Here is a 22,221-nt window from a genome sequence, read left to right on the forward strand (position 1 = left end):
GATGCAACCGATCCGGACGATGCGGCCGGCCGAAACCGGCCTTGCCGCTGCCGCGCGGCGCCTGCTGCGCGCGAAACTCCCGCCGGCCGCGCTGCTCGCGACGGCGGCCGTGACCGTCGCGGCCGTGGTAGCTGCGACCGGACTGCGCAGCGCCGGCCCCGCGCCGAGCGCCGCGCAGCTCGACGAGTGGCAGGCGATGGTCACGCAGGCCACCGAGCCGCGCGCGCTCGCGCAGTTGCGCACGCTGGCGCGCCGCGGCTCGGGCGACGCGCAGGCGGCGCTCGGCATCGCGCTCGTCGACGCGCACGAACCGGGGCTGCGCGACGAGGGGCGCGGCTGGCTGGAAACGGCCGCGACGGCAGACAGCAAGGCCGGCGCGCCGGCCGCCCGGCGTGCGCAGCTCGCGCTCGGCAAGGCGTTGCTGCTCGGCAGCAGCGACATGCCGAAGGACTATGCGCGCGCCCGCACGCTGCTCGGTGAAGCGGCCGCGCAGGGCGACCCGGCCGCCGCGTATTACCTCGGGCTGATTTATCGCAGCGGCTACGGCATCGCCGCCGATCCCGTGCAGGCCGCGCACTGGTTCGAGGTCGCATCGCGCGCGGACATCCCGGCCGCCGACTTCATGCTCGCGAACGCGTACCGCGACGGCACCGGCGTGCCGCGCGACGATGCACGCGCGCTGGCGCTGTATCGCCGGGCCGCGGAGCACGAGTTGCCGGAAGCCGTGCAGACGCTCGCGATGGCCTATCGCAACGGCGAGCTCGGGCTCAAGCCCGACGCGGACGAATTCCACGCGCAGTGGATCGAGACCGCGCATGCGCTGAAGCACCCGGTCGTCGCGCCGTGACGGTTCTTCCGCACGCACGAGCGCGAACCCGCATCGCACCGGCTGCCTGACAGGCAAGCCCCGACGCTCCGCGCATCGATCGCCCGGCAACGGAATCGATCGCGGAGCGCGGGCGCACGCGCCTGTTGCATTGCCGCCATCCGGCCGCTCCACATCGATCGGTCGGCGTGCGGCAATGCATTAACATGCAGCCTCACAATAAAACCTGAGAGAACTGCATCCATGTCCCTTCGCCTGTCCGGGCGTTGCGCCGCTGCCGTCGGCGCCACCGCCATTGCCATTGCCGCCGCGCCGCTCACTGCACTCGCCGCGCCGCCCGCCCATCCCGACATCTTCAACGCCGCGATTTGCAATCCGCCGTTCACGTCGGACCTGATGGACTCGATCTACAACACCGTCAAGGCCACCGATCCGAAGCCGGACGAATCGATGCTGGGCGCCGCGGTCTTCCGTCTGCCGGAGCCGATCCACCGAGACGGCTTCACGACGCAGCACGTCGTGTTCACCAGCACGGGCATCGGCGTGCTCGTGGACGGCGAAGTCGCCGGCGAGCTCGCGCAACGCTACAAGCTCGCGCCTGAAAAGGGCCACCTGCTGGGCGCGGCGTCGGCAGGCTATTCGCGCCGGCTGACCGTGCGCGGCCCGGGCGGCGCGCTGATCCTAGTGTCGGCCCGCCAGGGCCCGGCGCTGAAGGGCAAGACGCTGCTCGCGTGCGAAATGACGTCCGAAGAAGACATCAAGGCGCTGGAGCAGATGGAAAAGCATTGAGCCGTGCGGCGGCGCTCCGGCGCCGTTCGCGTGCGGGCGGCCGCGCGCCGCGCTGCCAGTCGCTGCCGGTCGGTCGCTTTCGGTGGGTCGCTGCCGGTGGGTCGCTGCCGGTGGGTCGCTGCCGGTGGGTCGCTGCCGGTGGGTCGCTGCCGGTGGGTCGCTGCCGGTGGGTCGCTGCCGGTGGGTCGCTGCCGGTGGCGCGCGCCGCTCGACGCGCGCCACCGCCCCCTGTCGCTACAATAGCCTCCATGAACGCCCCCACCTCCTCCGACACGCCCGACTCCGGCGACGCGCACATCGCGCGCAACCGGCTCGAGGCGCACCTGGACGCCGCGCCGCGTGCGTGGCCGCTCGACATCGTCGCCGCCACCGGCTCGACCAACGCCGACGTCGCCACCCGGCTCAAGGCGCTGCCGCGCAACGCGCACGCGCTGCCCGCGCCGCTCGTGCGCGTTGCGTTCGAGCAGACGGCCGGCCGCGGCCGGCAGGGCCGCCCGTGGTTCGCGCAGCCCGGCAATGCGCTGCTGTGCTCGGTCGGCTGCATCGTGCCGCGCCCCGTCGACGCGCTCGGCGGCCTCAGCATCGCGATCGGCGTCGCGCTCGCCGAAGGGCTCGCCGCCCTGCCGCTCGACGCCCGCTCGCGCGTCGCGCTCAAATGGCCGAACGACCTGCTGCTGACGGCCACCGACGACGGTACGCCGCGTATCGTCGGCAAGCTCGCCGGGATCCTGATCGAAACCGCCTGGGCCAGCGCCGACGCCACCGCCGTCGTGATCGGCTTCGGCATCAACGTGCGCGGCGCGGAAGCCGTCGCCGCGCAGGTCGACGCGCTGCGCGCGCGCGAAGCGACCCTCGCGAGCGGGCTGCCGCCCGCAGCGCTGTCGATCGCGTGCGCCTCGGCCAACCTCACCGATACGCTCGCCGCGTCGCTGAACGCGCTCACACCCGCGCTCGCGCAGTTCGGCGCCGAAGGGCTCGCGCCGTTCCTGCCGCGCTGGCACGCGTTGCACGCATACGCAGGGCGCGAAGTCGTGCTGCTCGAACAGGGCGTCGAACGCGCGCGCGGCATCGCGACGGGCATCGACGCGACCGGCCAGCTGCTGCTCGACACGCCGGACGGCATCCAGACGATTGCGGCCGGCGACGTGTCGCTGCGCGAAGCGCAATGAACGAACCGCACCTGCTGATCGACGCCGGCAACAGCCGGATCAAGTGGGCGCTCGCCGATGCGCAGCGCACGCTCGTCGAGACGGGCGCATTCGGCCACACGCGCGACGGCGGCACCGATCCCGACTGGTCGAACCTGCCGCATCCGCGCGGCGCGTGGATCTCGAACGTCGCGGGCACCGACGTGGCCGCCCGGCTCGACGCGCTGCTCGACGCGCGCTGGCCGGGCCTGCCGCGCACGACGATACGCTCGCGTCAGGCGCAATGCGGCGTGACGAACGGCTATACGACGCCCGAACAGCTCGGCAGCGACCGCTGGGCCGGCCTGATCGGCGCGCACGCGGCGTTTCCGGGCGAGCACCTGCTGATCGCGACGTTCGGCACCGCGACGACGCTCGAGGCGCTGCGCGCCGACGGCCGCTTCACGGGCGGGCTGATCGCGCCGGGCTGGTCGCTGATGATGCGCGCGCTCGGCACGCACACCGCGCAGTTGCCGACGCTGACCACCGACATCGCGAGCGGGTTGCTCGCGGATGCGCAGGCCGAACCGTTCCAGGTCGATACGCCGCGCTCGCTGTCGGCCGGCTGCCTGTATGCGCAAGCCGGGCTGATCGAACGCGCGTGGCGCGATCTCGCCGCCGCGTGGCAGGCGCCCGTGCGGCTCGTGCTGGCCGGCGGCGCGGCGGACGACGTCGCGCGTGCGCTGACGCTCCCGCATACGCGGCACGACGCACTGATCCTGTCCGGGCTCGCGCTGATTGCCGCGGAAGCGGCAACTGCGGCGGCGGCGCAGGAGTGATGGAAGAGCGCCGGCATCTCGCCGGCGCAAGGCAATGCAGGCCCGGGCGGGCCTGCGTCACGATGACGGTGAAGAGCGCGTGGTGCCACGACGGCCGCGCGCGCACGGTCAACGGAAGGAATGAAGCAGCCGGCGATGCGGCCGGCCCGATTGAATGACGTGAACCACGTCAATGACGACGAGGAGTGTCGACGATGCTGCGCTGGCTGATCGCTGTTCTCTTTCTCGCCAACATGCTTGCGTTCGTGGTGGCACGCGGCGTGTTCGGGCCGCTGCCGGCGGCCGGCCCGCGCGAACCCGGCGTGCTGTCGCGCCAGGTGCGACCCGATGCGCTACGCGTGACGCCGCTCGCGCAGGCAACCGACCAGCCCGTCATCGGCGGCCCGATCGCGCCGCCGGCCGTCACCGCCGAGCCGCTCGCGGCGTCCGCGCCCTGACGGCGCCGGGCCGTACTCAGGGCTGCTGCGCGCGCACCTTCTTCAGCAACGCGGTGGTCGAGCGGTCGTGCTCGAACGGAATCGCCAGCGCCCGACCGCCCCAGCCGCGCACCAGCGCCGATTCCGGCAACGCATCCATGTCGTAGTCGCCGCCCTTCACGAGAATGTCCGGCCGGACGGCCTCGATCAGCGACACAGGCGTCTGTTCCTCGAACTTCACGACCCAGTCGACGCTTTCCAGCGCCGCGAGCAGCGCCGCGCGATCGTCCTCGCGATTGATCGGCCGGTCGTCGCCCTTGCCGAGCATGCGTACCGACGCGTCGCTGTTCACGCCGACGATCAGGCATGCGCCGAGCGCTTTCGCATCGGCGAGATACGTGACGTGGCCGCGGTGCAGGATGTCGAATACGCCGTTGGTGAACACGACGGGCGACGGCAGCGACGCACGCAGGGCGACGAGGGCATCACGGGTGATCAGCTTGCGTTCGAAGGTGGCGGGCATGATGGATGGCGGACTGAATGAACAACGGCGCGCGCGGCGGACCGGACGGCAGGACGCGGCGGCGGCACCAGATAAAAAGCCCGCCGGACCGGCCGGGCGGGCTTCATGCTACGGATGCGAATCGCATGCGAAGCGGACAAGCCGACCACGCGGCCGGCGCAATGCGCACCGGCTGCGGCGCCAGCCGACCGGCCTCAGGCCGGTTGCGCAGCCGACGACGGGCCGCTTTCGGCCTGCAGGCGGCCGGTGACTTCCTTGCGGTAGCGGTTCAGCTCCTGCGCGGTCGCGAACGTGCGTTCGAACAGGATCGACAGGTTGTGCAGGATCCGCTCGACCACCTTCTTTTCCCACTCGCCGTCGAACCGGATCTGCTCGTCGAGCCAGCGCTCGAGCCATTCCGGATCGGGCAGGCGCGACTGCACAGTGTCGCGCGGGAACAGCGCCTGGTTCACGTGCAGGTTGGTCGGGTGCAGCGGCTTCTCGGTGCGGCGCGCCGACGCCATCAGCACGCCGATCTTCGCGAACGCCGCACGCGCGACGTCGCCGCAGTTGTTCAGCGCCTTCTTCATGTAGCGCAGGTACGCGCCGCCATGGCGCGCTTCATCGCGCGAGATCGTTTCGTAGATCTGCTTGATGACCGGCTCGGTGTGCCAGTCGGCCGCGCAGCGGTACCAGTGATTCAGGCGGATCTCGCCGCAGAAGTGCAGCATCAGCGTCTCGAGCGGCGGCGCCGGGTCGAACTGGAAGCGCACCGCGTGCAGTTCCTCTTCGGTCGGCACCATTTCCGGCTTGAAGCGGCGCAGGTATTCCATCAGCACGAGCGAATGCTTCTGCTCCTCGAAGAACCACACGCTCATGAACGCGGAAAAGTCGCTGTCGTGCTGGTTGTCGCGCAGGAACATCTCCGTCGCGGGCAGCGCCGACCACTCGGTGATCGCGTTCATCTTGATCGTCTTCGCCTGCTCGTCGGTGAGCAGCGAAGCGTCGAACTTGTCCCACGGAATGTCCTTCTCCATGTCCCAGCGGACAGCTTCGAGCGACCTGTAAAGTTCCGGATAAAGCATCGTGTTCATGATGGTCCCACCCCTGTTCTGCGCAATGCGACTTCTCTAAACGTGACTGTTGCCGCGCAAGCGCGCCCGAGCGCGCTTTTTGCAGCCAAGACTCTAATTTTACGCGGGAAACCGACCCGCCGGACGCTGATTCCTCGTCCGGCAGCCGGGCGGCCGCGTCGCCGCCGTTTGGCATGCCGCAGCCACGCTCCGTTCGGACGGAGCCGGCCACGCCTGCCTGAGTTGGGGACCGGCGCTGGCCGGCTCGTTGGCGCGCCCATCCCCTGCCCCAGGCGGGTTCCCCGGAGGGTCCCGTGCGGATGCCGGATCGGCGGACTGCTCGATATGGTGTATACGGCGGCGGCCATGATAGCACGCGTGCATGACGGTTCCGAGACGCCTGCCCGGTCGCGCGCCGCCAACCGCGGTGCGGCGATCGGTCGCGGGCAACCGTCGCGAAAACACAACCTTACATTCCCCTGCGCGAGTCAGACCCGTATTTCGCCTGCGGCAAGACCGTCTTCCGGCGGCATGCCGGCGGCCGTCGTGCTGCCGCCGTCCGCCAGCGCAATCCAGCCGGCCAGCGTGTCGCGCTGCGCGCGCCCGTCGCGGTAGCCGAGCTCGATCAGTTCACGCGTGAACGCCTCCTCGAACAGCAGGTAGCTCGCAAACGACGCGCCGGCCGGCTGGCTGCCGCCGATCGCGCCGAGCAGCCCGCGCATCGTCGCCGGCATCTGCTTCAGGTGTTTCGCGGCGATCAGCTCGATGCGCTCGGACGGTGCGATCGCGAGCACGTCGACATGCCGCCAGCCGCTGTCCACCTCGACCTGGTGCGGCAGGTGCTCGATCATCCGGTTGATGTGCTCGATCCGCTCGATGTCCGAGCCGATCGAGTCGAGGAACACGCTCGCGAGCACCTGCTGGCCGATCTGCGCGAGCGTCGGATAGCCGCGTACCAGCCCTGCGCCGTTCGCGGCCGGAATCTCGGGCCGCGGGTCGGCCGCGCCGACCACGACGATCCGGTGCGCGCCGAAGTGGATCGCCGGCGACAGCGGCGCGATCTGCCGGATCGACCCGTCGCCGAAGTATTCGATCTGCCCGTCGAGCACGAGCGGCACGGCCGGGAACACGAACGGAATCGCCGACGACGCGAGCAGGTGCGACGCCGACAGGTCGACGAGCCGCGCAGTGCGCTGCGCGCGCCGCCACGCCTGGATCGGCTCGGCCGCCTGGTAGAACGTGAGGTGCCGCCCGCTCGAATAGCTGAGCGCCGTGATCGACAGCGCGTGCAGCAGGCGCGCCTCGAGCATCTGCTCGATCCGGTGGAAACTCAGCTCGCGGTGCAGCAAGTGTGCGAGCGGCGCGTTGTCGAGCAGCCCGCGCGGCGAGCGGCGGGACGCCCAGCCGAAGGTCATCGCCGCGAGCCAGCGTGCGCCGGCGGCGGCGACGCCGAGCCAGTCGGTGCGATACACGTAGTCGGCCCGCAACGGCTCCCAGAATTCGAGCAGGCGCCGCACGCCGTGAGAGAAATCGTCCGCGTGGCTCGCGATCGACGTCGCGTTGATCGCGCCGGCCGACGAGCCGCACACGACCGCGAACGGCAGCGTGTGCCGCTGCGGATCGGCCTCGCGCGCGATCTCGGCCAGCGCCTTCAGCACGCCGACCTGATAGGCGGCACGTGCGCCGCCTCCCATCAGAACGAGCGCGAGCCGCATGATCGACCTGCTATCCGCGCCGCGTCACGTCGAGCGCTTCGGCGGACGGGTTTCGGGCGACGATGCGGCCGCCGCGCGCGCCGCGGCCGAACCGGCCGCACCGGTCGACTTCGCGCGCTTCGCGGCGGGCTTGCGCGGCGCGGCGGCGGCCGGTGCCGGCTTCACGGCCGGCTCCGGCGCAGCGGCCGCGGCCGGCGGCGCATCGCCCGGCGCGGCGGGCTGCATGCCCGGCTGCGCCATCGCGAGGCTCGCGAGCTGGTTGAACTGCGACTGCAGCAGGTTCCACCAGCCGGCGGGATCGAAGGCCTGCTGCGCAGCGTCACCCGCCGCTGCATCCGCGGCATCCGCCGCCGGCGGTGCATCGCCCGGCGACGCCGACGCGTGTTTCGCCGCATGCGCCGCCGCGACGGCCGCTTCCTCGGCCGCCGACATCGAGCTTTGCGCGAACGCGCCGAACGCACGCAGCGTCGCGAGCGTCGCGCGCTGCACCTCGAGCGCCTGGATCGCGGACTGCAGCATCCCGAGATTGAGCTTCAGCCACTGCTCGACCGCGCGCAGGTCGGTGATCCGCTTGTCGAGCTCCTCGACGCTCGTAAGCGGCGCCATCATGTCGGACATGCTCGACAGCGACGGCGGCAGCCCTTGCGTGCCGCCCGGAAACGGCGTCATCGCGCCGAACGGCGACATCCGCATCATGTCCCACATCCGGTCCATCATGTCGGCGGGCTTGAAGCCGGCAAAGCCGGCGAAAGGGTTGGCGCCGGAGGCATCGGTCGTCATACGGGCATCCTGGTTGACTGGGTGAGAGCGAGGCGGCCGCCATGCGTCGCGCGAGCCGCGCCTGGTTCGATCATAGCGCCGGCGCGTGTCAGAACGGCGCGTCGCCGGGAAACTCGGGTGGGCGCCGCTCGCGCAACGACCGGAGGCCTTCCTGTACGTCGGGCCCGGAAAAACCCATGAATTCGAGCGCGAGCGACGCATCGAAGGTCGGCCCGGCCGAGCGCAGCCAGTTGTTCAGCGCGTACTTGGTCCAGCGGATCGCCGACTGCGAACCGTGCGCGAGCCGCTCGGCCACTTCGTAGGCCTTCGGCAGCAGGTCGGCCGGCTCGACCGCGAGCGAGACCAGCCCGATCCGCTCGGCCTCCTCGCCGCTCACGGGCTCGCACAGCAACAGGTAGTACTTCGCCTTCGCCATCCCGCACAACAGCGGCCACACGATCGCCGCGTGGTCGCCGGCCGCGACGCCGAGCCGCGTGTGGCCGTCGATGATGCGTGCATCCTTCGCGGCGATCGAGATGTCGGCGAGCAGCCCGGCGACGAGCCCCGCGCCGACGGCCGGGCCATGCATCGCCGATACGATCGGCTTGCTGCAGTTGATCACGTTGTAGACGAGGTCGCGCGCCTCGCGCCACACGCGGGCGCGCACGTCGAAGTCGTTCGCCATGTCCTCGACGAGCGCGAGATCGCCGCCCGCCGAGAAGCCCTTGCCTTCACCGCGGATCACCGCGACGCGCGTGTCGGGATCGCGGTCGACGTCGCGCCAGATGTCGGCGAGCTCGCGATGCATGCGCGCGTTCGCGGTCGCGAGCCCGCTGCGGTTCGCGCCCTCGCCGCTCATCACGATGTCGAGCACGCCGTGGTCCCGGCGCGTCACCTTCAGTGCTTCGTAACCGCCATATGCGGCGAGATCGGCCATGTGCCGCTCCTTCGAGTCAAGGCTCTTGAATCGAGTGTAGCCAAGCCCGCGCGGGCAAACATCAGGCGAAACCCGGCGCGCGGGCGGAAGCCGGGTTTCGCGGGTGCGGCGCGCTGCGTGCTCCGCGTGACTTACGCCGCGCCGTCGGGCGGAGCGACCGACTGCTCGATCGCGCCGAAGATCGACTTGCCGGCCGCGTCGAACATCTCGATGCGCACGGTATCGCCGTAGCGCATGAATTCGGTCTGCGGCGCGCCGTGCTCGATCGTCTCGAGGCAGCGCTTCTCGGCGATACAGCAGTAGCCGCGCTTCGCGTCCTTGTTCGACACCGTGCCCGAGCCGACGATCGACCCGGCGCGCAGGTTGCGCGTCTTCGCCGCGTGCGCGACCAGCTGGCCGAAGTGAAACACCATGTCGGTGCCCGCATCGGGCTGGCCGACCTTCTTGCCGTTCCAGTGGACGATCATCGGCCGGTGCACGCGGCCTTCGCGCCATTCGTCACCGAGCTCGTCGGGCGTCACGGCGACCGGCGCAAATGCGGTGGCCGGCTTGCTCTGGAAGAAGCCGAAGCCCTTCGCGAGCTCGGCCGGAATCAGGTTGCGCAGCGACACGTCGTTCACCAGCGTGACGAGCCGGACGGCCTTCAGCGCTTCGTCGGGCGATGCGCTCATCCGCACGTCGCCGGTGATCACCGCGACTTCCGCCTCGAAATCGATGCCCCATTCCTCGGACGGGCACACGACGTCGTCGCGCGCGCCGAGGAAATCGTCGCTGCCGCCCTGGTACATCAGCGGATCGGTCCAGAATTCGGGCGGCATCTCCGCGCCGCGCGCGCGGCGCACGAGCTCGACGTGGTTCACGTACGCGGAGCCGTCGGCCCACTGGAACGCGCGCGGCAGCGGCGCCATGCAGTTGGCCGGATCGAACGCGAACGCATTGCGCGCGCGGCCCTGGTTCAGCGCGTCGTACAGGTCGCGCAGCTGCGGCGCGTAGAACGCCCAGTCGTCGAGGACACGCTGCAGCGTCGGCGCGATCGCGTCGGCGATCGCCGCGGTGTGCAGGTCGCGCGACACGACGATCAGCTGGCCGTCGCGCGTGCCGTCCTTCAGCGAAGCAAGTTTCATAAGGGGGACTCTGCCGTTGTAGTGACGATGGAGGGAATCTATTTTACGATGGTGAATCCCTGCGGCGCGCCACGATCGTGCACGCCGTTTTCGCCCCGATTTTTCGCCCCGATTCCTGCCGCATTTTCGCGCCCCTGCCGCCCATGCCCGCCAGCCCGCTTCCCGACGACGATCTCGCCGACTCCGACACCGACGACGCCGCTTCCGGCGAGCACGGCGAAAACAGCGAGAAGGTCCGTTCCGGCATCCAGTCGATCGAGGTGGGCTTCCGCCTGCTCGACGTGCTGACGAGCGAGCCGCGCGCGATGATGCTGCGCGACCTCGCGCAGCGCGCGGGCATGAGTCCCGCGAAGGCGCACCGCTACCTGGTCAGCTTCTCGCGGCTCGGCGTGGTGTCGCAGGATCCCGTCTCGGGCCGCTACGAGCTCGGCGGCTTCGCGCTGCAGATGGGGCTCGCGCGGCTCGCACGCGTCGACGGCGTGAAGCTGGCACGGATCGCGCTGACCGAATTCCGCGACCGCCTCGACCAGACGGTCGGCATCGCGGTGTGGGGCAACCAGGGGCCGACGATCGTGCACTGGATGGAATCGAGCCACCCGGCGAAGGCGTCGCTGAAGCTCGGCGACGTGATGCCGCTGCTCGGCTCCGCGACGGGGCTGCTGTTCGCCGCGTACCTGCCGCGCGGCAAGACCGCCGCGATGCTCGAGCGCGAACTCGCCGATACGCGCCGCTCGCCGCACCACGGCGGCCCGCGCACGCTCGACGAGGTCGACGCGGTGCTCGCCGACGTGCGCGAGCACGAGGCTGCGCGCGTCGAGGGGATGCTGCTGCCGACGATCCACGCATTCTGCATGCCCGTGTTCGATGCGGTCGGCGAGCTCGCGCTCGCCATCGTCGCGCTCGGCCAGGAAGGCTCGTTCGACATTGCATGGGGCGGCGAGATCGACACGGCGCTGCGCGCATGCGCGCAGAAACTGTCTTACGAACTCGGCTATAGTGCCGACGCGCGCGACGCCTGACACACACGGTACCCGTCACGTCACCTAACGTCACGCAGCGCGAACGCGCGGCGCATTCGACAGTCCGATTCCTGTGGCGCGCGCTGCGCGCCCGACGTCATGCGAGCGCCCCGATCCTGTTCCGATGCCCATGCAGCCTGCCGACATCCGCCCGAGTCATGCCTTGCCCCGCCGCTGGCTGCGCGTGGGCGTTGCGCTCGTCGTCGTGCTGGTGCTGCACGCGCTCGCCGGGTTCTGGCTGATGCGCAACCGCGACGCGTTCACGCCGCCCGTGCCCGCCGAAATCCCCGTGCAGATCGAGCTGCTGAAACCGCAACCGATCGAGCGCCAGCCCGCGCCGCCTGCGGCGAAGCCGGTCGAGCATCCGGCGGCTCCCGCACCGGCTGCCCCCAGGGCCGCCCCTCCGAAACCCGCGGCCACGCCGGAGCCGGTCCTCACGTCGACGCAAACGGCCGAACACGGTGAGCCGCCGGCCGCCGCGTCTGCAGCGAGTGGCGTACCGGGCGCCTCGGGCGCGCATGCCGCGTCGGCCGCTGGCGCCGCCAGTGCCGCCAGTGCCGCCAGTGCCACGACACCGGGCCCCGCGACGAACGGCGTGAAGTTCACCGCACCGCCCTCCGGCGACCTGCAGTACGACACGTTCTACAACGGCATGCAGAACATGATCGGCACGATCCGCTGGCGCACCGACGGGCGCACCTACGACCTGTCGGTGTCGATGCCCGTGCCGTTCGTCGGGCCGTTCACCTATCGCAGCGAAGGCCGCATCGACGCGTTCGGCGTCGCGCCCGAGCGTTACGTCGAGAAGCGCGGCAAGCGTCCGGAAGACATCGCGATCTTCAATCGCGAGATCCGGCAGGTCGTGTTCACGCGCACGCCAAACAACGCACCGTTGCCCGACGGCATACAGGACCGCTTCAGCATGCTGATGCAGCTGTCGGGGCTCGTGCGCGGCAATCCGTCCGCGTACAAGCCGGGCGTCACGCAGCAGTTCTTCGTGATCGACAACAACAGCGGCGAGACCTGGCCGATCACCGTGATCGGCGACGAGCAGGTGCAGACGCAGGCCGGCATCATCAGCGCGCGGCACTTCATGCGCCTGCCGCGGCGCGACGGCGACACGCGCCGCATCGACATGTGGCTCGCCCCGTCGCTTGGCTGGCTGCCCGCGCGGCTCGTGCAGACCGAACCGAACGGCGCGCAGATCGAGCTGTTGTGGCATGGTCCGCTCGCGGCGCCGGGCGCGCCGTCCGACACGGAACCGGCAGGCGGCGCCACGCATGCGCCCGCCGTTGCACCCGCACCCGAACCATCGGCCGCACCGGCCGCGGAACCGGCACAACCCGCGCCGCCGGCCACCGTGCAACCGCCGGCACAACCGGCTACCCAACCGGCTGCACCACCCGCGTCTTCGCCTGTCACATCGCCTGTCACACAGTGAACTCGCGAGCGAATGCACGCGATTCGGCAATTTCGACCGACTACAGATTTCCGTGAAATGGCCGATGACACTCTTTAACAACTATTTCAGTCCACCGGTCGACAATAGGAAACGTTTCATAGACATCGGCTTCTAACCGATACACCCCACGCAAACGGGACCGGGGTGTGCAGCGCAAGCCCCTTGAAACCGGCAAGGCTCGCCCCACCTAGGGGACAACAAGGCCAAATGCCACTGCGAAGAGGAGTGCCGCCATGCAAATGATCTACAACAGCCCCAACTACTGCGTCGTCGAATTCGCGCCGCAGGCCGGCCACCACCTGATGAATGCCGGCGGATACGAGATCGTCGACAAGAACGCGCAGCGCGAAATCTTCATCGACGGCGAACTTGCCGAACGATTCCGCGCGCACGTGAAGCAGTTGATCGAGGACGAACCATCGCTCGACGAAGTCGACGAATTCCTCGGACAATTCGACAGCCTGATGATGATGCCCGTCGTGCTGCACTGACGGCCCGCTGCCCGGCGCCTCGTGCGGCCGGGCGATTCGCCGCGCATCGACGCGGCGCCGCGAGCACTCCGATCATGCCCCCGCCCGGTTCGCCGGGCGGGGGTTTTCATTTGGCGGCCCGGCCGGCGCGGCGCAAGGCCGGGCGGCACCCATGCGCACCGGCTACAATGACGCCTTTCCCGTCTTCGCCGGTCTTTCGCCCATGTCTGCGACTCCTCTCGCCGCTTCCGTCCCGCTCGACGCGCCCTACACGCGCGGCGCCGCTCTGCCTGCGCTGCTGAAATCGCGCATCCTGATCCTCGACGGCGCGATGGGCACGATGATCCAGCGCTACAAGCTCGACGAAGCCGCGTATCGCGGCGAGCGCTTCAAGGATTTCCCGCGCGACATCAAGGGCAACAACGAGCTGCTGTCGATCACGCAGCCGCAGATCATCCGCGAGATCCACGACCAGTACTTCGCGGCCGGCGCCGACATCGTCGAGACCAACACGTTCGGCGCGACGACCGTCGCGCAGGCCGACTACGGGATGGAAGATCTCGTCGTCGAGATGAACGTCGAATCGGCGAAGCTCGCGCGCGAAGCGGCCGCGAAATGCGCGACGCCGGACAAGCCGCGCTTCGTCGCGGGCGCGATCGGGCCGACGCCGAAAACGGCCAGCATCTCGCCGGACGTCAACGATCCGGGTGCACGCAACGTCACGTTCGACGAGCTGCGCGCGTCGTACTACCAGCAGGCGAAGGCGCTGCTCGACGGCGGCGTCGACCTGTTCCTCGTCGAGACGATCTTCGACACGCTGAACGCGAAGGCCGCACTGTTCGCGCTCGACGAGCTGTTCGAGGACACCGGCGTGCGCCTGCCGATCATGATCTCGGGCACCGTCACCGATGCATCGGGCCGGATCCTGTCGGGGCAGACCGTCGAGGCGTTCTGGAATTCGCTGCGCCACGCGAAGCCGCTCACGTTCGGCCTGAACTGCGCGCTCGGCGCGGCGCTGATGCGCCCGTACATCGCCGAGCTCGCGAAGCTGTGCGACACCTACGTATCGTGCTACCCGAACGCGGGCCTGCCGAACCCGATGGCCGAGACGGGCTTCGACGAGACGCCGGACGTCACGTCGGGCCTCCTGAAGGAATTCGCGCAGGCCGGGCTCGTGAACCTCGCGGGCGGCTGCTGCGGCACGACGCCCGAACACATCGCCGAGATCGCGAAGGCGCTCGCCGACGTGAAGCCGCGCCGCTGGCCGAACCAGTACAGCGACAACGCCTGACCCGACCGCCCCACGTCCTTCATTCAAAGAATTCGCACCGCCATGACCGATCACATGATGCGCCTTGCCGGCCTCGAGCCGTTCAACGTCACGTCCGGGACGCTTTTCATCAACGTCGGTGAGCGCACCAACGTCACCGGCTCGAAGGCGTTCGCACGCATGATCCTCAACGGCCAGTTCGACGAGGCGCTCGCCGTCGCGCGCCAGCAGGTCGAGAACGGCGCGCAGGTGATCGACATCAACATGGACGAGGCGATGCTCGATTCGAAGGCGGCGATGGTGCGCTTCCTGAATCTCATCGCGTCGGAACCGGACATCGCGCGCGTGCCGATCATGATCGACTCGTCGAAGTGGGAAGTGATCGAAGCGGGCCTGAAGTGCGTACAGGGCAAGGCGATCGTGAACTCGATCTCGCTGAAGGAAGGCGAGGAAGCGTTCCGCCACCACGCGAACCTGATCCGCCGCTATGGCGCGGCCGCCGTCGTGATGGCGTTCGACGAAACCGGCCAGGCCGACACGTACGAACGCAAGACCGAGATCTGCAAGCGCTCGTACGACTTCCTCGTGAACGAAGTCGGCTTCCCGCCGGAAGACATCATCTTCGACCCGAACATCTTCGCGGTCGCGACGGGCATCGAGGAGCACAACAACTACGCGGTCGACTTCATCGAGGCGACCCGCTGGATCAAGCAGAACCTGCCGTACGCGAAGGTAAGCGGCGGCGTGTCGAACGTGTCGTTCTCGTTCCGCGGCAACGACCCGGTGCGCGAGGCGATCCACACCGTGTTCCTGTATCACGCGATCCAGGCCGGGATGGACATGGGCATCGTCAACGCGGGCCAGCTCGGCGTGTATGCCGATCTCGACGCGGAGCTGCGCGAGCGCGTCGAGGACGTGATCCTGAACCGCCGCGACGATTCGACCGACCGGCTCCTCGAAATCGCCGACAAGTTCAAGGCCGGTGGCGCGAAGAAGGAAGAGAACCTCGAGTGGCGCAACCAGCCGGTCGAGAAGCGGCTCTCGCACGCACTCGTGCACGGCATCACGACCTTCATCGTCGAGGATACCGAAGAGGTGCGCGCGAAGATCGACGCGGCGGGCGGCCGCCCGATCAACGTGATCGAAGGCCCGCTGATGGACGGGATGAACATCGTCGGCGACCTGTTCGGCCAGGGCAAGATGTTCCTGCCGCAGGTCGTGAAATCGGCGCGCGTGATGAAGCAGGCCGTCGCGCACCTGATCCCGTTCATCGAGGAAGAAAAGCGCCTGCTCGCGGAAGCCGGCGGCGACGTGCGCGCGAAGGGCAAGATCGTCATCGCGACCGTGAAGGGCGACGTGCACGACATCGGCAAGAACATCGTGTCGGTCGTGCTCCAGTGCAACAACTTCGAAGTGGTCAACATGGGCGTGATGGTCCCGTGCAACGAGATCCTCGCGAAGGCGAAGGTCGAAGGCGCGGACATCATCGGGCTGTCGGGCCTCATCACGCCGAGCCTCGAGGAAATGGCGTACGTCGCATCCGAAATGCAGCGCGACGACTACTTCCGCGTGAAGAAGATTCCGCTCCTGATCGGCGGCGCCACCACGTCGCGCGTGCACACGGCCGTGAAGATCGCGCCGCACTACGAAGGCCCGGTCGTCTACGTGCCCGACGCGTCGCGCTCGGTGTCGGTCGCCTCGAGCCTGCTGTCCGACGAAGGCGCGGCGAAGTACCTCGACGAGTTGAAGTCCGACTACGAACGCATCCGCGACCAGCACGCGAACCGCAAGGCGCAGCCGATGGTCACGCTCGCCGAAGCGCGCGCGAACAAGACCAAGGTCGACTGGGCGGGCTACCAGCCGGTGAAGCCGAAGTTCATCGGCCGCCGCGTGTTCAAGAACTACGACCTGAACGAGCTCGCGCAATACATCGACTGGGGCCCGTTCTTCCAGACCTGGGATCTCGCGGGCCCGTACCCGGCCATCCTGAACGACGAGATCGTCGGCGAATCGGCGCGCCGCGTGTTCTCCGACGCAAAGTCGATGCTCGCGCGCCTGATCCAGGGCCGCTGGCTGACCGCGAGCGGCGTGATCTCGCTGCTGCCGGCGAATACCGTCAACGGTGACGACATCGAGATCTACAGCGACGAGTCGCGCAGCGAGGTGCTGCTCACGTGGCGCAACCTGCGCCAGCAGAGCGTGCGCCCGGTGGTCGACGGCGTGATGCGCCCGAACCGCTCGCTCGCCGACTTCATCGCGCCGAAGGAATCGGGTGTCGCCGACTACATCGGGATGTTCGCGGTGACGGCCGGCCTCGGCGTCGACGTGAAGGAAAAGCAGTTCGAAGCCGACCACGACGACTACAGCGCGATCATGCTGAAGGCACTCGCCGACCGCTTCGCTGAAGCATTCGCCGAAGCGATGCACTCACGCGTGCGCCGCGAGCTGTGGGGCTACGCGAGCGGCGAGACGCTCGACAATGACGCGCTGATCGCGGAAAAGTACGCTGGCATCCGCCCGGCACCCGGCTACCCGGCCTGCCCCGATCACCTCGTGAAGCGCGACATGTTCGACGTGCTGCACGCGGACGAGATCGGCATGAGCGTGACCGACTCGCTGGCGATGCTGCCGGCCGCGAGCGTGTCGGGTTTCTATCTCGCGCATCCGGACAGCACGTATTTCTCGGTCGGGAAAATCGGTCAGGATCAGCTCGAGGACTACGCGCAGCGCATGGCGCTGTCGCTCGACGACGCGCGCCGCGCGCTTGCGCCGCAGCTCTGATCGATGCGAACGGGCGGCCAGCCGCCCGTTTGGTCAGACAAAAGAAAAAGCCCGCTCGAAAGCGGGCTTTTTCTTGTCTTACTAACCTTTCAACCTGCCAGGCAAGGAAGCTCAGAAACCCCAGTGCACGTCGGCTTCGCCGGCTTTCGCTTCGCGCAGCATCGTGAGGAACGGTGCGACGCGCTGTGCCAGGCTCGGCGGCACTTCGTGGTGCGCGTGGTCGGCTTCGTCCTCGTGGAAATGGCCGGCATGCTCGGCGCGTTCCTGCTTCGCCTGCGCAACGGCGCCTTCCAGCTTGGCGATCGCGTGGTCCAGCTCGTCGTGCGTAATCACACCGCGCTCGCCCAGCTGCTTGCCGACGAGACCCAGCACATACACGGCGAAATCCTTCAGCACGTCGAGATCCTGTGCCGCCTTGCTCTTGAACGTAATCATGACAATTCCCTTTTCATCTTGTTGTGCCTGCGCGGCGCGGTTGGGGAACGCCGGCAGACCGGCGCCCGGCCTCGCGGACGCGGGCCGCCTGAGCGGCATATTAGCACCTGTTAAAATTCTGCGATCCCTGAAACGCGCGCTTAAAAAGCGCGCCGGCGGGCCGGCGTTTCCGGCCGCCACCAACGAAGCCTTCTACCAGCATGCTGCCAGCACACAAACAGACCCTCGAAGCCCTGCTCGCGGATAGCGTCAAGCAGGTCGCACACGCGCTGAAAGGCGCCGACGCCACATTCGTCGCCCCCGCCATCACGCTGGAGCGCCCGAAGGTCGCCGCGCACGGCGACGTCGCGTGCAACGTCGCGATGCAGCTCGCGAAGCCGCTCGGCACGAACCCGCGCCAGCTCGCCGAGCAGATCGTCGCCGCCCTCACCGCCCAGCCGGGCGCGCAAGGCCTCGTCGAAGCCGCCGAGATCGCCGGCCCCGGCTTCATCAACCTGCGCCTGTCGGCCGCCGCGAAGCAGGCGGTGATCGCCGCCGTGTTCGACCAGGGCCGCGCGTTCGGCACGTCGGATCGCGAGAAAGGCAAGCAGGTGCTGCTCGAATTCGTGTCGGCCAACCCGACCGGCCCGCTGCACGTCGGCCACGGCCGCCAGGCCGCGCTCGGCGACGTGCTCGCGAACGTGATCGCGAGCCAGGGCTACGCGGTGCACCGCGAGTTCTACTACAACGACGCGGGCGTGCAGATCGGCAACCTCGCGATCTCGACGCAGGCGCGCGCACGCGGCCTGAAGCCGGGTGACGCGGGCTGGCCGGAAGCCGCATACAACGGCGAATACATCGCCGACATCGCGCGCGACTTCCTGAACGGCGAAACGGTCGCCGCGTCGGACGGCGAGCCGGTCAAGGGCACGGGCGACGTCGAGGATCTCGACGCGATCCGCAAGTTCGCGGTCACGTACCTGCGTCGCGAGCAGGACATGGACCTGCAGGCGTTCGGCGTGAAATTCGACCAGTACTACCTCGAGTCGTCGCTGTACAGCGAAGGCCGCGTCGAGAAGACGGTCGACGCGCTGGTCAAGGCCGGCATGACCTACGAGCAGGACGGCGCGCTGTGGCTGCGCACGACCGACGAAGGCGACGACAAGGATCGCGTGATGCGCAAGTCGGACGGCACCTACACGTACTTCGTGCCGGACGTCGCGTACCACGTGACGAAGTGGGAGCGCGGCTTCACGAAGGTGATCAACATCCAGGGTTCGGACCACCACGGCACGATCGCACGCGTGCGCGCGGGCCTGCAGGGCCTGCACATCGGGATCCCGAAGGGCTACCCCGACTACGTGCTGCACAAGATGGTCACCGTGATGCGCGACGGCCAGGAAGTGAAGATCTCGAAGCGCGCAGGCAGCTACGTGACGGTGCGCGACCTGATCGAATGGTCGGGTGGCGCGGCGGCAGGCCAGGAAGCGGCGCCCGACCTGATCGACGAAGCAACCATCACGCGCGGTCGTGACGCGGTGCGGTTCTTCCTGATCTCGCGCAAGGCCGATACCGAGTTCGTGTTCGACATCGACCTCGCGCTGAAACAGAACGATGAAAATCCGGTCTATTACGTCCAGTACGCGCATGCGCGGATCTGCTCGGTGCTCAATGAGCTGAAGTCGCGCTACAACGTCGACGCCGCGCAGCTGCCGGGCGCCGACCTGACGCAGCTGACGAGCGCGCAGGCGGCGTCGCTGATGCAGAAGCTGGCCGAGTACCCGGACATGCTCACGCACGCAGCGAACGAGCTGGCGCCGCATGCGGTTGCGTTCTACCTGCGCGACCTCGCTGGCGAATTCCACTCGTTCTACAATGCGGAGCGCGTGCTGGTCGACGACGAAGCGCCGCGCAATGCGCGCGCCGCGCTGCTCGCCGCGACCCGGCAGGTGCTCGAGAACGGTCTGGCGGTGCTCGGCGTGTCCGCGCCCGCCAAGATGTAACGACGTAAGCGGCCCGAACCGGGCAGCGAATGGCCGCGGCAGCGCCCGCCGTCGGATACCCGCCGTCGGGTGCCCGTCGCGGCCTTTTCACGATTCTTTTTGCAGGTGACTCAAGCAATGGCACAACCACGCCGAACTTCGAAGCAATCGAAACAAGCCGGAGGAACATTTCTTGGAATCGTGCTGGGCCTGATCGTCGGCCTCGCGATCGCCGTGGTGGTGGCGCTCTACATCACGCGTTCCCCGTCGCCGTTCGTGTCGAAGGTCGCGCCGCCGCCGGCCGACAACGGCGCGAGCCAGCCGCAGCAGTTCGATCCGAACCGTGCGCTGCAGGGCAAGACGCCCGGCCAGCCGGTGCCGCAGGCCGCGCAGCCCGCGCCGCCGAACACCGCGCCCGGCCAGGCCGCGAACCAGACCCAGGGCGGCCTGCTGCCCGAACCGCAGATCGTCGAAGTGCCGCCGTCGGCCAACGGGTCGAGCGGCTCGAACAACACCGGCAGCTCGAACGGCACGACCGCGTCGAACAACAACACGTCGTCGGGCAACGGCGTCGCCGTCGCGCCGAAGCCGGCCGACACCACGCCGCCGCCGAAGAAGACGCAGCAAGCGCAGCAACAGCAGCAAGGCGGTGAGGACGACCTCGCACGCTTCGCCGCACAGAAGCAGGCCCAGCAAGCCGCCGCTCAAAAGCAGCAACAGCAGCAACTGGCCGCGAACACGCCGAAGCCCACCTCGTCGGCCACGGCCGCCGCGGCAGCGAAGCCGCCGACCGCGAACGACGCAAATACCGGCTACTTCCTGCAGGTGGGCGCGTACAAGACCGAAGGCGACGCCGAGCAGCAGCGCGCGCGCCTCGGCTTCCAGGGCTTCGAGTCGAAGGTGTCGAAGCGCGATGTCAGCGGCGTGACGTACTTCCGCGTGCGCGTCGGCCCGTTCTCGAAGTTCGAGGATATGAACTCGGCCCGCCAGCGCCTGTCCGATGCAGGTGTCGACACGGCGGTGATCCGCTTCACGAAGCAGTAAGCAACCAGCCGAGCCCACTCAGAACCCGTTACGTTCCGTAACCCGAGCAACTGATTCGACGTTCACAACATGAAAAAACTGCTTAGCACGCTCCTTCTGTCCCTGGGCCTGGCCGCCGGCCTCGCGCAGGCTTCGCCCGCCGCGCCGGTCGCCGGCAAGGACTTCGAGGTTATGAAGTCGCCGCAGCCGGTGTCCGCGCCGGCCGGCAAGGTCGAGGTGATCGAGTTCTTCTGGTACGGCTGCCCGCACTGCTACGAATTCGAGCCGACGATCGAGGCCTGGGTGAAGAAACAGGGCAACAACATCGACTTCAAACGCGTCCCGGTCGCATTCCGTGACGATTTCGTCCCGCACTCGAAGCTGTTCTACGCGGTGTCCGCGCTCGGCATCTCCGAGAAGGTCACGCCGGCGATCTTCAACGCGATCCACAAGCAGAAGAACTACCTGCTGACGCCGCAGGCGCAGGCCGACTTCCTGGCCACGCAGGGCGTCGACAAGAAGCAGTTCATGGACGCGTACAACTCGTTCAGCGTGCAGGGCGAAGTGAACCAGGCGGCCAAGCTGCTGAAGGACTACGCGATCGACGGCGTGCCGACGGTCGTCGTCCAGGGCAAGTACAAGACGGGCCCCGCTTACGCGAACAGCATCCCGGGCACGGCCCAGGTGCTCGACTTCCTCGTGAAGCAGGTTCAGGACAAGAAGCTCTGATCCCCGCCCGCGCGCCGGCATGACTACTCCGCTGAAGGTCTTCATCACCGGCGCATCGAGCGGCCTCGGCCTCGCGATGGCCGAGGAATACGCCCGCCAGGGCGCCACGCTCGCACTCGTCGCGCGACGCACCGATGCCCTCGATGCGTTCGCGCGACGCTTCCCGAAGCTGTCCATCTCCGTCTACTCCGCCGACGTGCGCGATGCCGAAGCGCTCGCGACGGCCGCCGCATCGTTCATCGCGACGCACGGCTGCCCCGACGTCGTGATCGCGAACGCAGGCATCAGCCAGGGCGCCGTCACGGGCCAGGGCGATCTTGCGACGTTCCGCGACGTGATGGACATCAACTACTACGGGATGGTCGCGACGTTCGAGCCGTTCGTCGGCCCGATGACGGCCACGCGCCACGGCACGCTGGTCGGTGTCGCGAGCGTCGCCGGCGTGCGCGGCCTGCCCGGCTCAGGCGCGTACAGCGCGTCAAAATCGGCCGCGATCAAGTATCTCGAAGCGCTGCGGGTCGAACTGCGGCCGGCCGGCGTCGGCGTCGTGACGATCGCGCCCGGCTACATCCGCACGCCGATGACCGCGCACAACCCGTACCGGATGCCGTTCCTGATGGACGCCGACCGCTTCGCCGCGCGTGCGGCCCGGGCGATCGCACGGCAGCACGCGTTCCGCGTGATTCCGTGGCAGATGGGCGTCGTCGCGAAGGTGCTGCACGTGCTGCCACGCTGGCTCTACGACCGCCTGTTCGAGAAGGCACCGCGCAAGCCGAAGGCCGGCGCGCACTGATCGGCCGACGAGGCAGCCCGCGCGAAGCATCGCGGGCTGCCTGTCCGCCTCTCCGCCTGTCTGCTTCTCCGCCTGTCCGCCTCTCCGCCTCTCCGCCTCTCCGCCTCTCCGCCTCTCCGCCTCTCCGCCTCTCCGCCTCTCCGCCTCTCCGCCTCTCCGCCTCCCCCCCCC

21 protein-coding genes are annotated in these 22,221 nt (G+C 68.7%); 14 read left to right on the top strand and 7 right to left on the bottom strand.

The features are described 5' to 3' along the window. The first annotated feature begins 1 nt into the window (after nt 1). The 5 genes from HAV18_RS35650 to HAV18_RS35670 all read left to right on the top strand — a co-directional run bounded on the left by HAV18_RS35650 (nt 2) and on the right by HAV18_RS35670 (nt 4,018). Nucleotides 2-847 carry a tetratricopeptide repeat protein gene (locus HAV18_RS35650; RefSeq protein ID WP_166965190.1) on the top strand — a complete coding sequence of 282 codons (846 nt, stop codon included), beginning with the start codon at nt 2-4 and terminating at the stop codon, nt 845-847. Nucleotides 848-1,069: 222 nt separating this feature from the next. Beyond that, on the top strand, nt 1,070-1,615 hold the full coding sequence (locus tag HAV18_RS35655; protein ID WP_166965191.1) for a hypothetical protein: 546 nt from the start codon (nt 1,070-1,072) through the stop codon (nt 1,613-1,615). A gap of 248 nt (nt 1,616-1,863) precedes the next feature. After that, nucleotides 1,864-2,784 (top strand): biotin--[acetyl-CoA-carboxylase] ligase, encoded by a 921-nt coding sequence (locus HAV18_RS35660; protein ID WP_166965193.1) that lies wholly within the window; start codon nt 1,864-1,866, stop codon nt 2,782-2,784. Then, complete coding sequence (locus HAV18_RS35665) at nt 2,781-3,581, top strand: type III pantothenate kinase (protein WP_166965195.1); 801 nt, start codon at nt 2,781-2,783, stop codon at nt 3,579-3,581. Before HAV18_RS35660 ends, HAV18_RS35665 begins: the two co-directional genes overlap by 4 nt. A gap of 194 nt (nt 3,582-3,775) precedes the next feature. Beyond that, entirely contained in the window at nt 3,776-4,018 is a 243-nt protein-coding gene (locus HAV18_RS35670; RefSeq protein WP_166965197.1) for a hypothetical protein, read from the top strand. A 16-nt stretch (nt 4,019-4,034) separates the two neighbouring features. Here the strand turns inward: HAV18_RS35670 and rfaE2 are convergent, their stop codons facing one another. The 6 genes from rfaE2 to HAV18_RS35700 form a co-directional block, all read right to left on the bottom strand. After that, nucleotides 4,035-4,520, bottom strand: coding sequence for a D-glycero-beta-D-manno-heptose 1-phosphate adenylyltransferase (gene rfaE2, locus HAV18_RS35675; RefSeq protein WP_166965199.1), 486 nt, complete (start codon nt 4,518-4,520; stop codon nt 4,035-4,037). Nucleotides 4,521-4,714: 194 nt separating this feature from the next. After that, nucleotides 4,715-5,593, bottom strand: coding sequence for a diiron oxygenase (locus HAV18_RS35680; RefSeq protein ID WP_011353352.1), 879 nt, complete (start codon nt 5,591-5,593; stop codon nt 4,715-4,717). Nucleotides 5,594-6,060: 467 nt separating this feature from the next. Beyond that, nucleotides 6,061-7,287: a patatin-like phospholipase family protein gene (locus tag HAV18_RS35685; RefSeq protein ID WP_166965201.1), complete on the bottom strand. Its 1,227-nt coding sequence runs from the start codon at nt 7,285-7,287 to the stop codon at nt 6,061-6,063. A 24-nt stretch (nt 7,288-7,311) separates the two neighbouring features. Beyond that, nucleotides 7,312-8,067, bottom strand: a complete 756-nt coding sequence (locus HAV18_RS35690) for a PhaM family polyhydroxyalkanoate granule multifunctional regulatory protein (protein WP_166965203.1) — start codon at nt 8,065-8,067, stop codon at nt 7,312-7,314. Nucleotides 8,068-8,155: 88 nt separating this feature from the next. After that, complete coding sequence (locus HAV18_RS35695) at nt 8,156-8,983, bottom strand: enoyl-CoA hydratase/isomerase family protein (RefSeq protein ID WP_166965205.1); 828 nt, start codon at nt 8,981-8,983, stop codon at nt 8,156-8,158. Between the two features lie 131 nt (nt 8,984-9,114). Next, complete coding sequence (locus HAV18_RS35700) at nt 9,115-10,107, bottom strand: fumarylacetoacetate hydrolase family protein (RefSeq protein ID WP_166965207.1); 993 nt, start codon at nt 10,105-10,107, stop codon at nt 9,115-9,117. A gap of 143 nt (nt 10,108-10,250) precedes the next feature. On the opposite strand from HAV18_RS35700, the gene HAV18_RS35705 reads away from it, so the two are divergent. From HAV18_RS35705 to metH, 5 genes are all read left to right on the top strand, one after another. Further along, complete coding sequence (locus HAV18_RS35705) at nt 10,251-11,126, top strand: IclR family transcriptional regulator (protein ID WP_166965209.1); 876 nt, start codon at nt 10,251-10,253, stop codon at nt 11,124-11,126. A 124-nt stretch (nt 11,127-11,250) separates the two neighbouring features. Next, nucleotides 11,251-12,567, top strand: a complete 1,317-nt coding sequence (locus HAV18_RS35710) for a DUF3108 domain-containing protein (RefSeq protein ID WP_166965211.1) — start codon at nt 11,251-11,253, stop codon at nt 12,565-12,567. A gap of 254 nt (nt 12,568-12,821) precedes the next feature. Further along, nucleotides 12,822-13,079, top strand: a complete 258-nt coding sequence (locus HAV18_RS35715) for a DUF3567 domain-containing protein (RefSeq protein WP_006477667.1) — start codon at nt 12,822-12,824, stop codon at nt 13,077-13,079. Nucleotides 13,080-13,281: 202 nt separating this feature from the next. Continuing rightward, the gene (locus HAV18_RS35720) at nt 13,282-14,349 is read left to right on the top strand and encodes a homocysteine S-methyltransferase family protein (protein ID WP_166965213.1); all 1,068 of its coding nucleotides are present in this window, start codon (nt 13,282-13,284) and stop codon (nt 14,347-14,349) included. A gap of 42 nt (nt 14,350-14,391) precedes the next feature. Then, nucleotides 14,392-17,109, top strand: a complete 2,718-nt coding sequence (gene metH, locus HAV18_RS35725; protein WP_166965215.1) for a methionine synthase — start codon at nt 14,392-14,394, stop codon at nt 17,107-17,109. Nucleotides 17,110-17,220: 111 nt separating this feature from the next. Here the strand turns inward: metH and HAV18_RS35730 are convergent, their stop codons facing one another. Continuing rightward, nucleotides 17,221-17,544, bottom strand: a complete 324-nt coding sequence (locus tag HAV18_RS35730; RefSeq protein WP_011353361.1) for a DUF1840 domain-containing protein — start codon at nt 17,542-17,544, stop codon at nt 17,221-17,223. A 200-nt stretch (nt 17,545-17,744) separates the two neighbouring features. On the opposite strand from HAV18_RS35730, the gene argS reads away from it, so the two are divergent. From argS to HAV18_RS35750, 4 genes are all read left to right on the top strand, one after another. Further along, the gene (gene argS, locus HAV18_RS35735) at nt 17,745-19,526 is read left to right on the top strand and encodes an arginine--tRNA ligase (RefSeq protein WP_166965217.1); all 1,782 of its coding nucleotides are present in this window, start codon (nt 17,745-17,747) and stop codon (nt 19,524-19,526) included. Between the two features lie 117 nt (nt 19,527-19,643). Continuing rightward, nucleotides 19,644-20,549, top strand: coding sequence for an SPOR domain-containing protein (locus tag HAV18_RS35740; RefSeq protein ID WP_166965219.1), 906 nt, complete (start codon nt 19,644-19,646; stop codon nt 20,547-20,549). Between the two features lie 69 nt (nt 20,550-20,618). Next, entirely contained in the window at nt 20,619-21,257 is a 639-nt protein-coding gene (locus HAV18_RS35745) for a thiol:disulfide interchange protein DsbA/DsbL (RefSeq protein WP_166965221.1), read from the top strand. 19 nt (nt 21,258-21,276) lie between these two features. Then, nucleotides 21,277-22,050: an SDR family oxidoreductase gene (locus tag HAV18_RS35750; protein WP_166965223.1), complete on the top strand. Its 774-nt coding sequence runs from the start codon at nt 21,277-21,279 to the stop codon at nt 22,048-22,050. The last annotated feature ends 171 nt before the right edge of the window (nt 22,051-22,221 follow it).

This window comes from Burkholderia sp. D-99 (assembly GCF_011605345.1).
GTDB lineage: Bacteria > Pseudomonadota > Gammaproteobacteria > Burkholderiales > Burkholderiaceae > Burkholderia.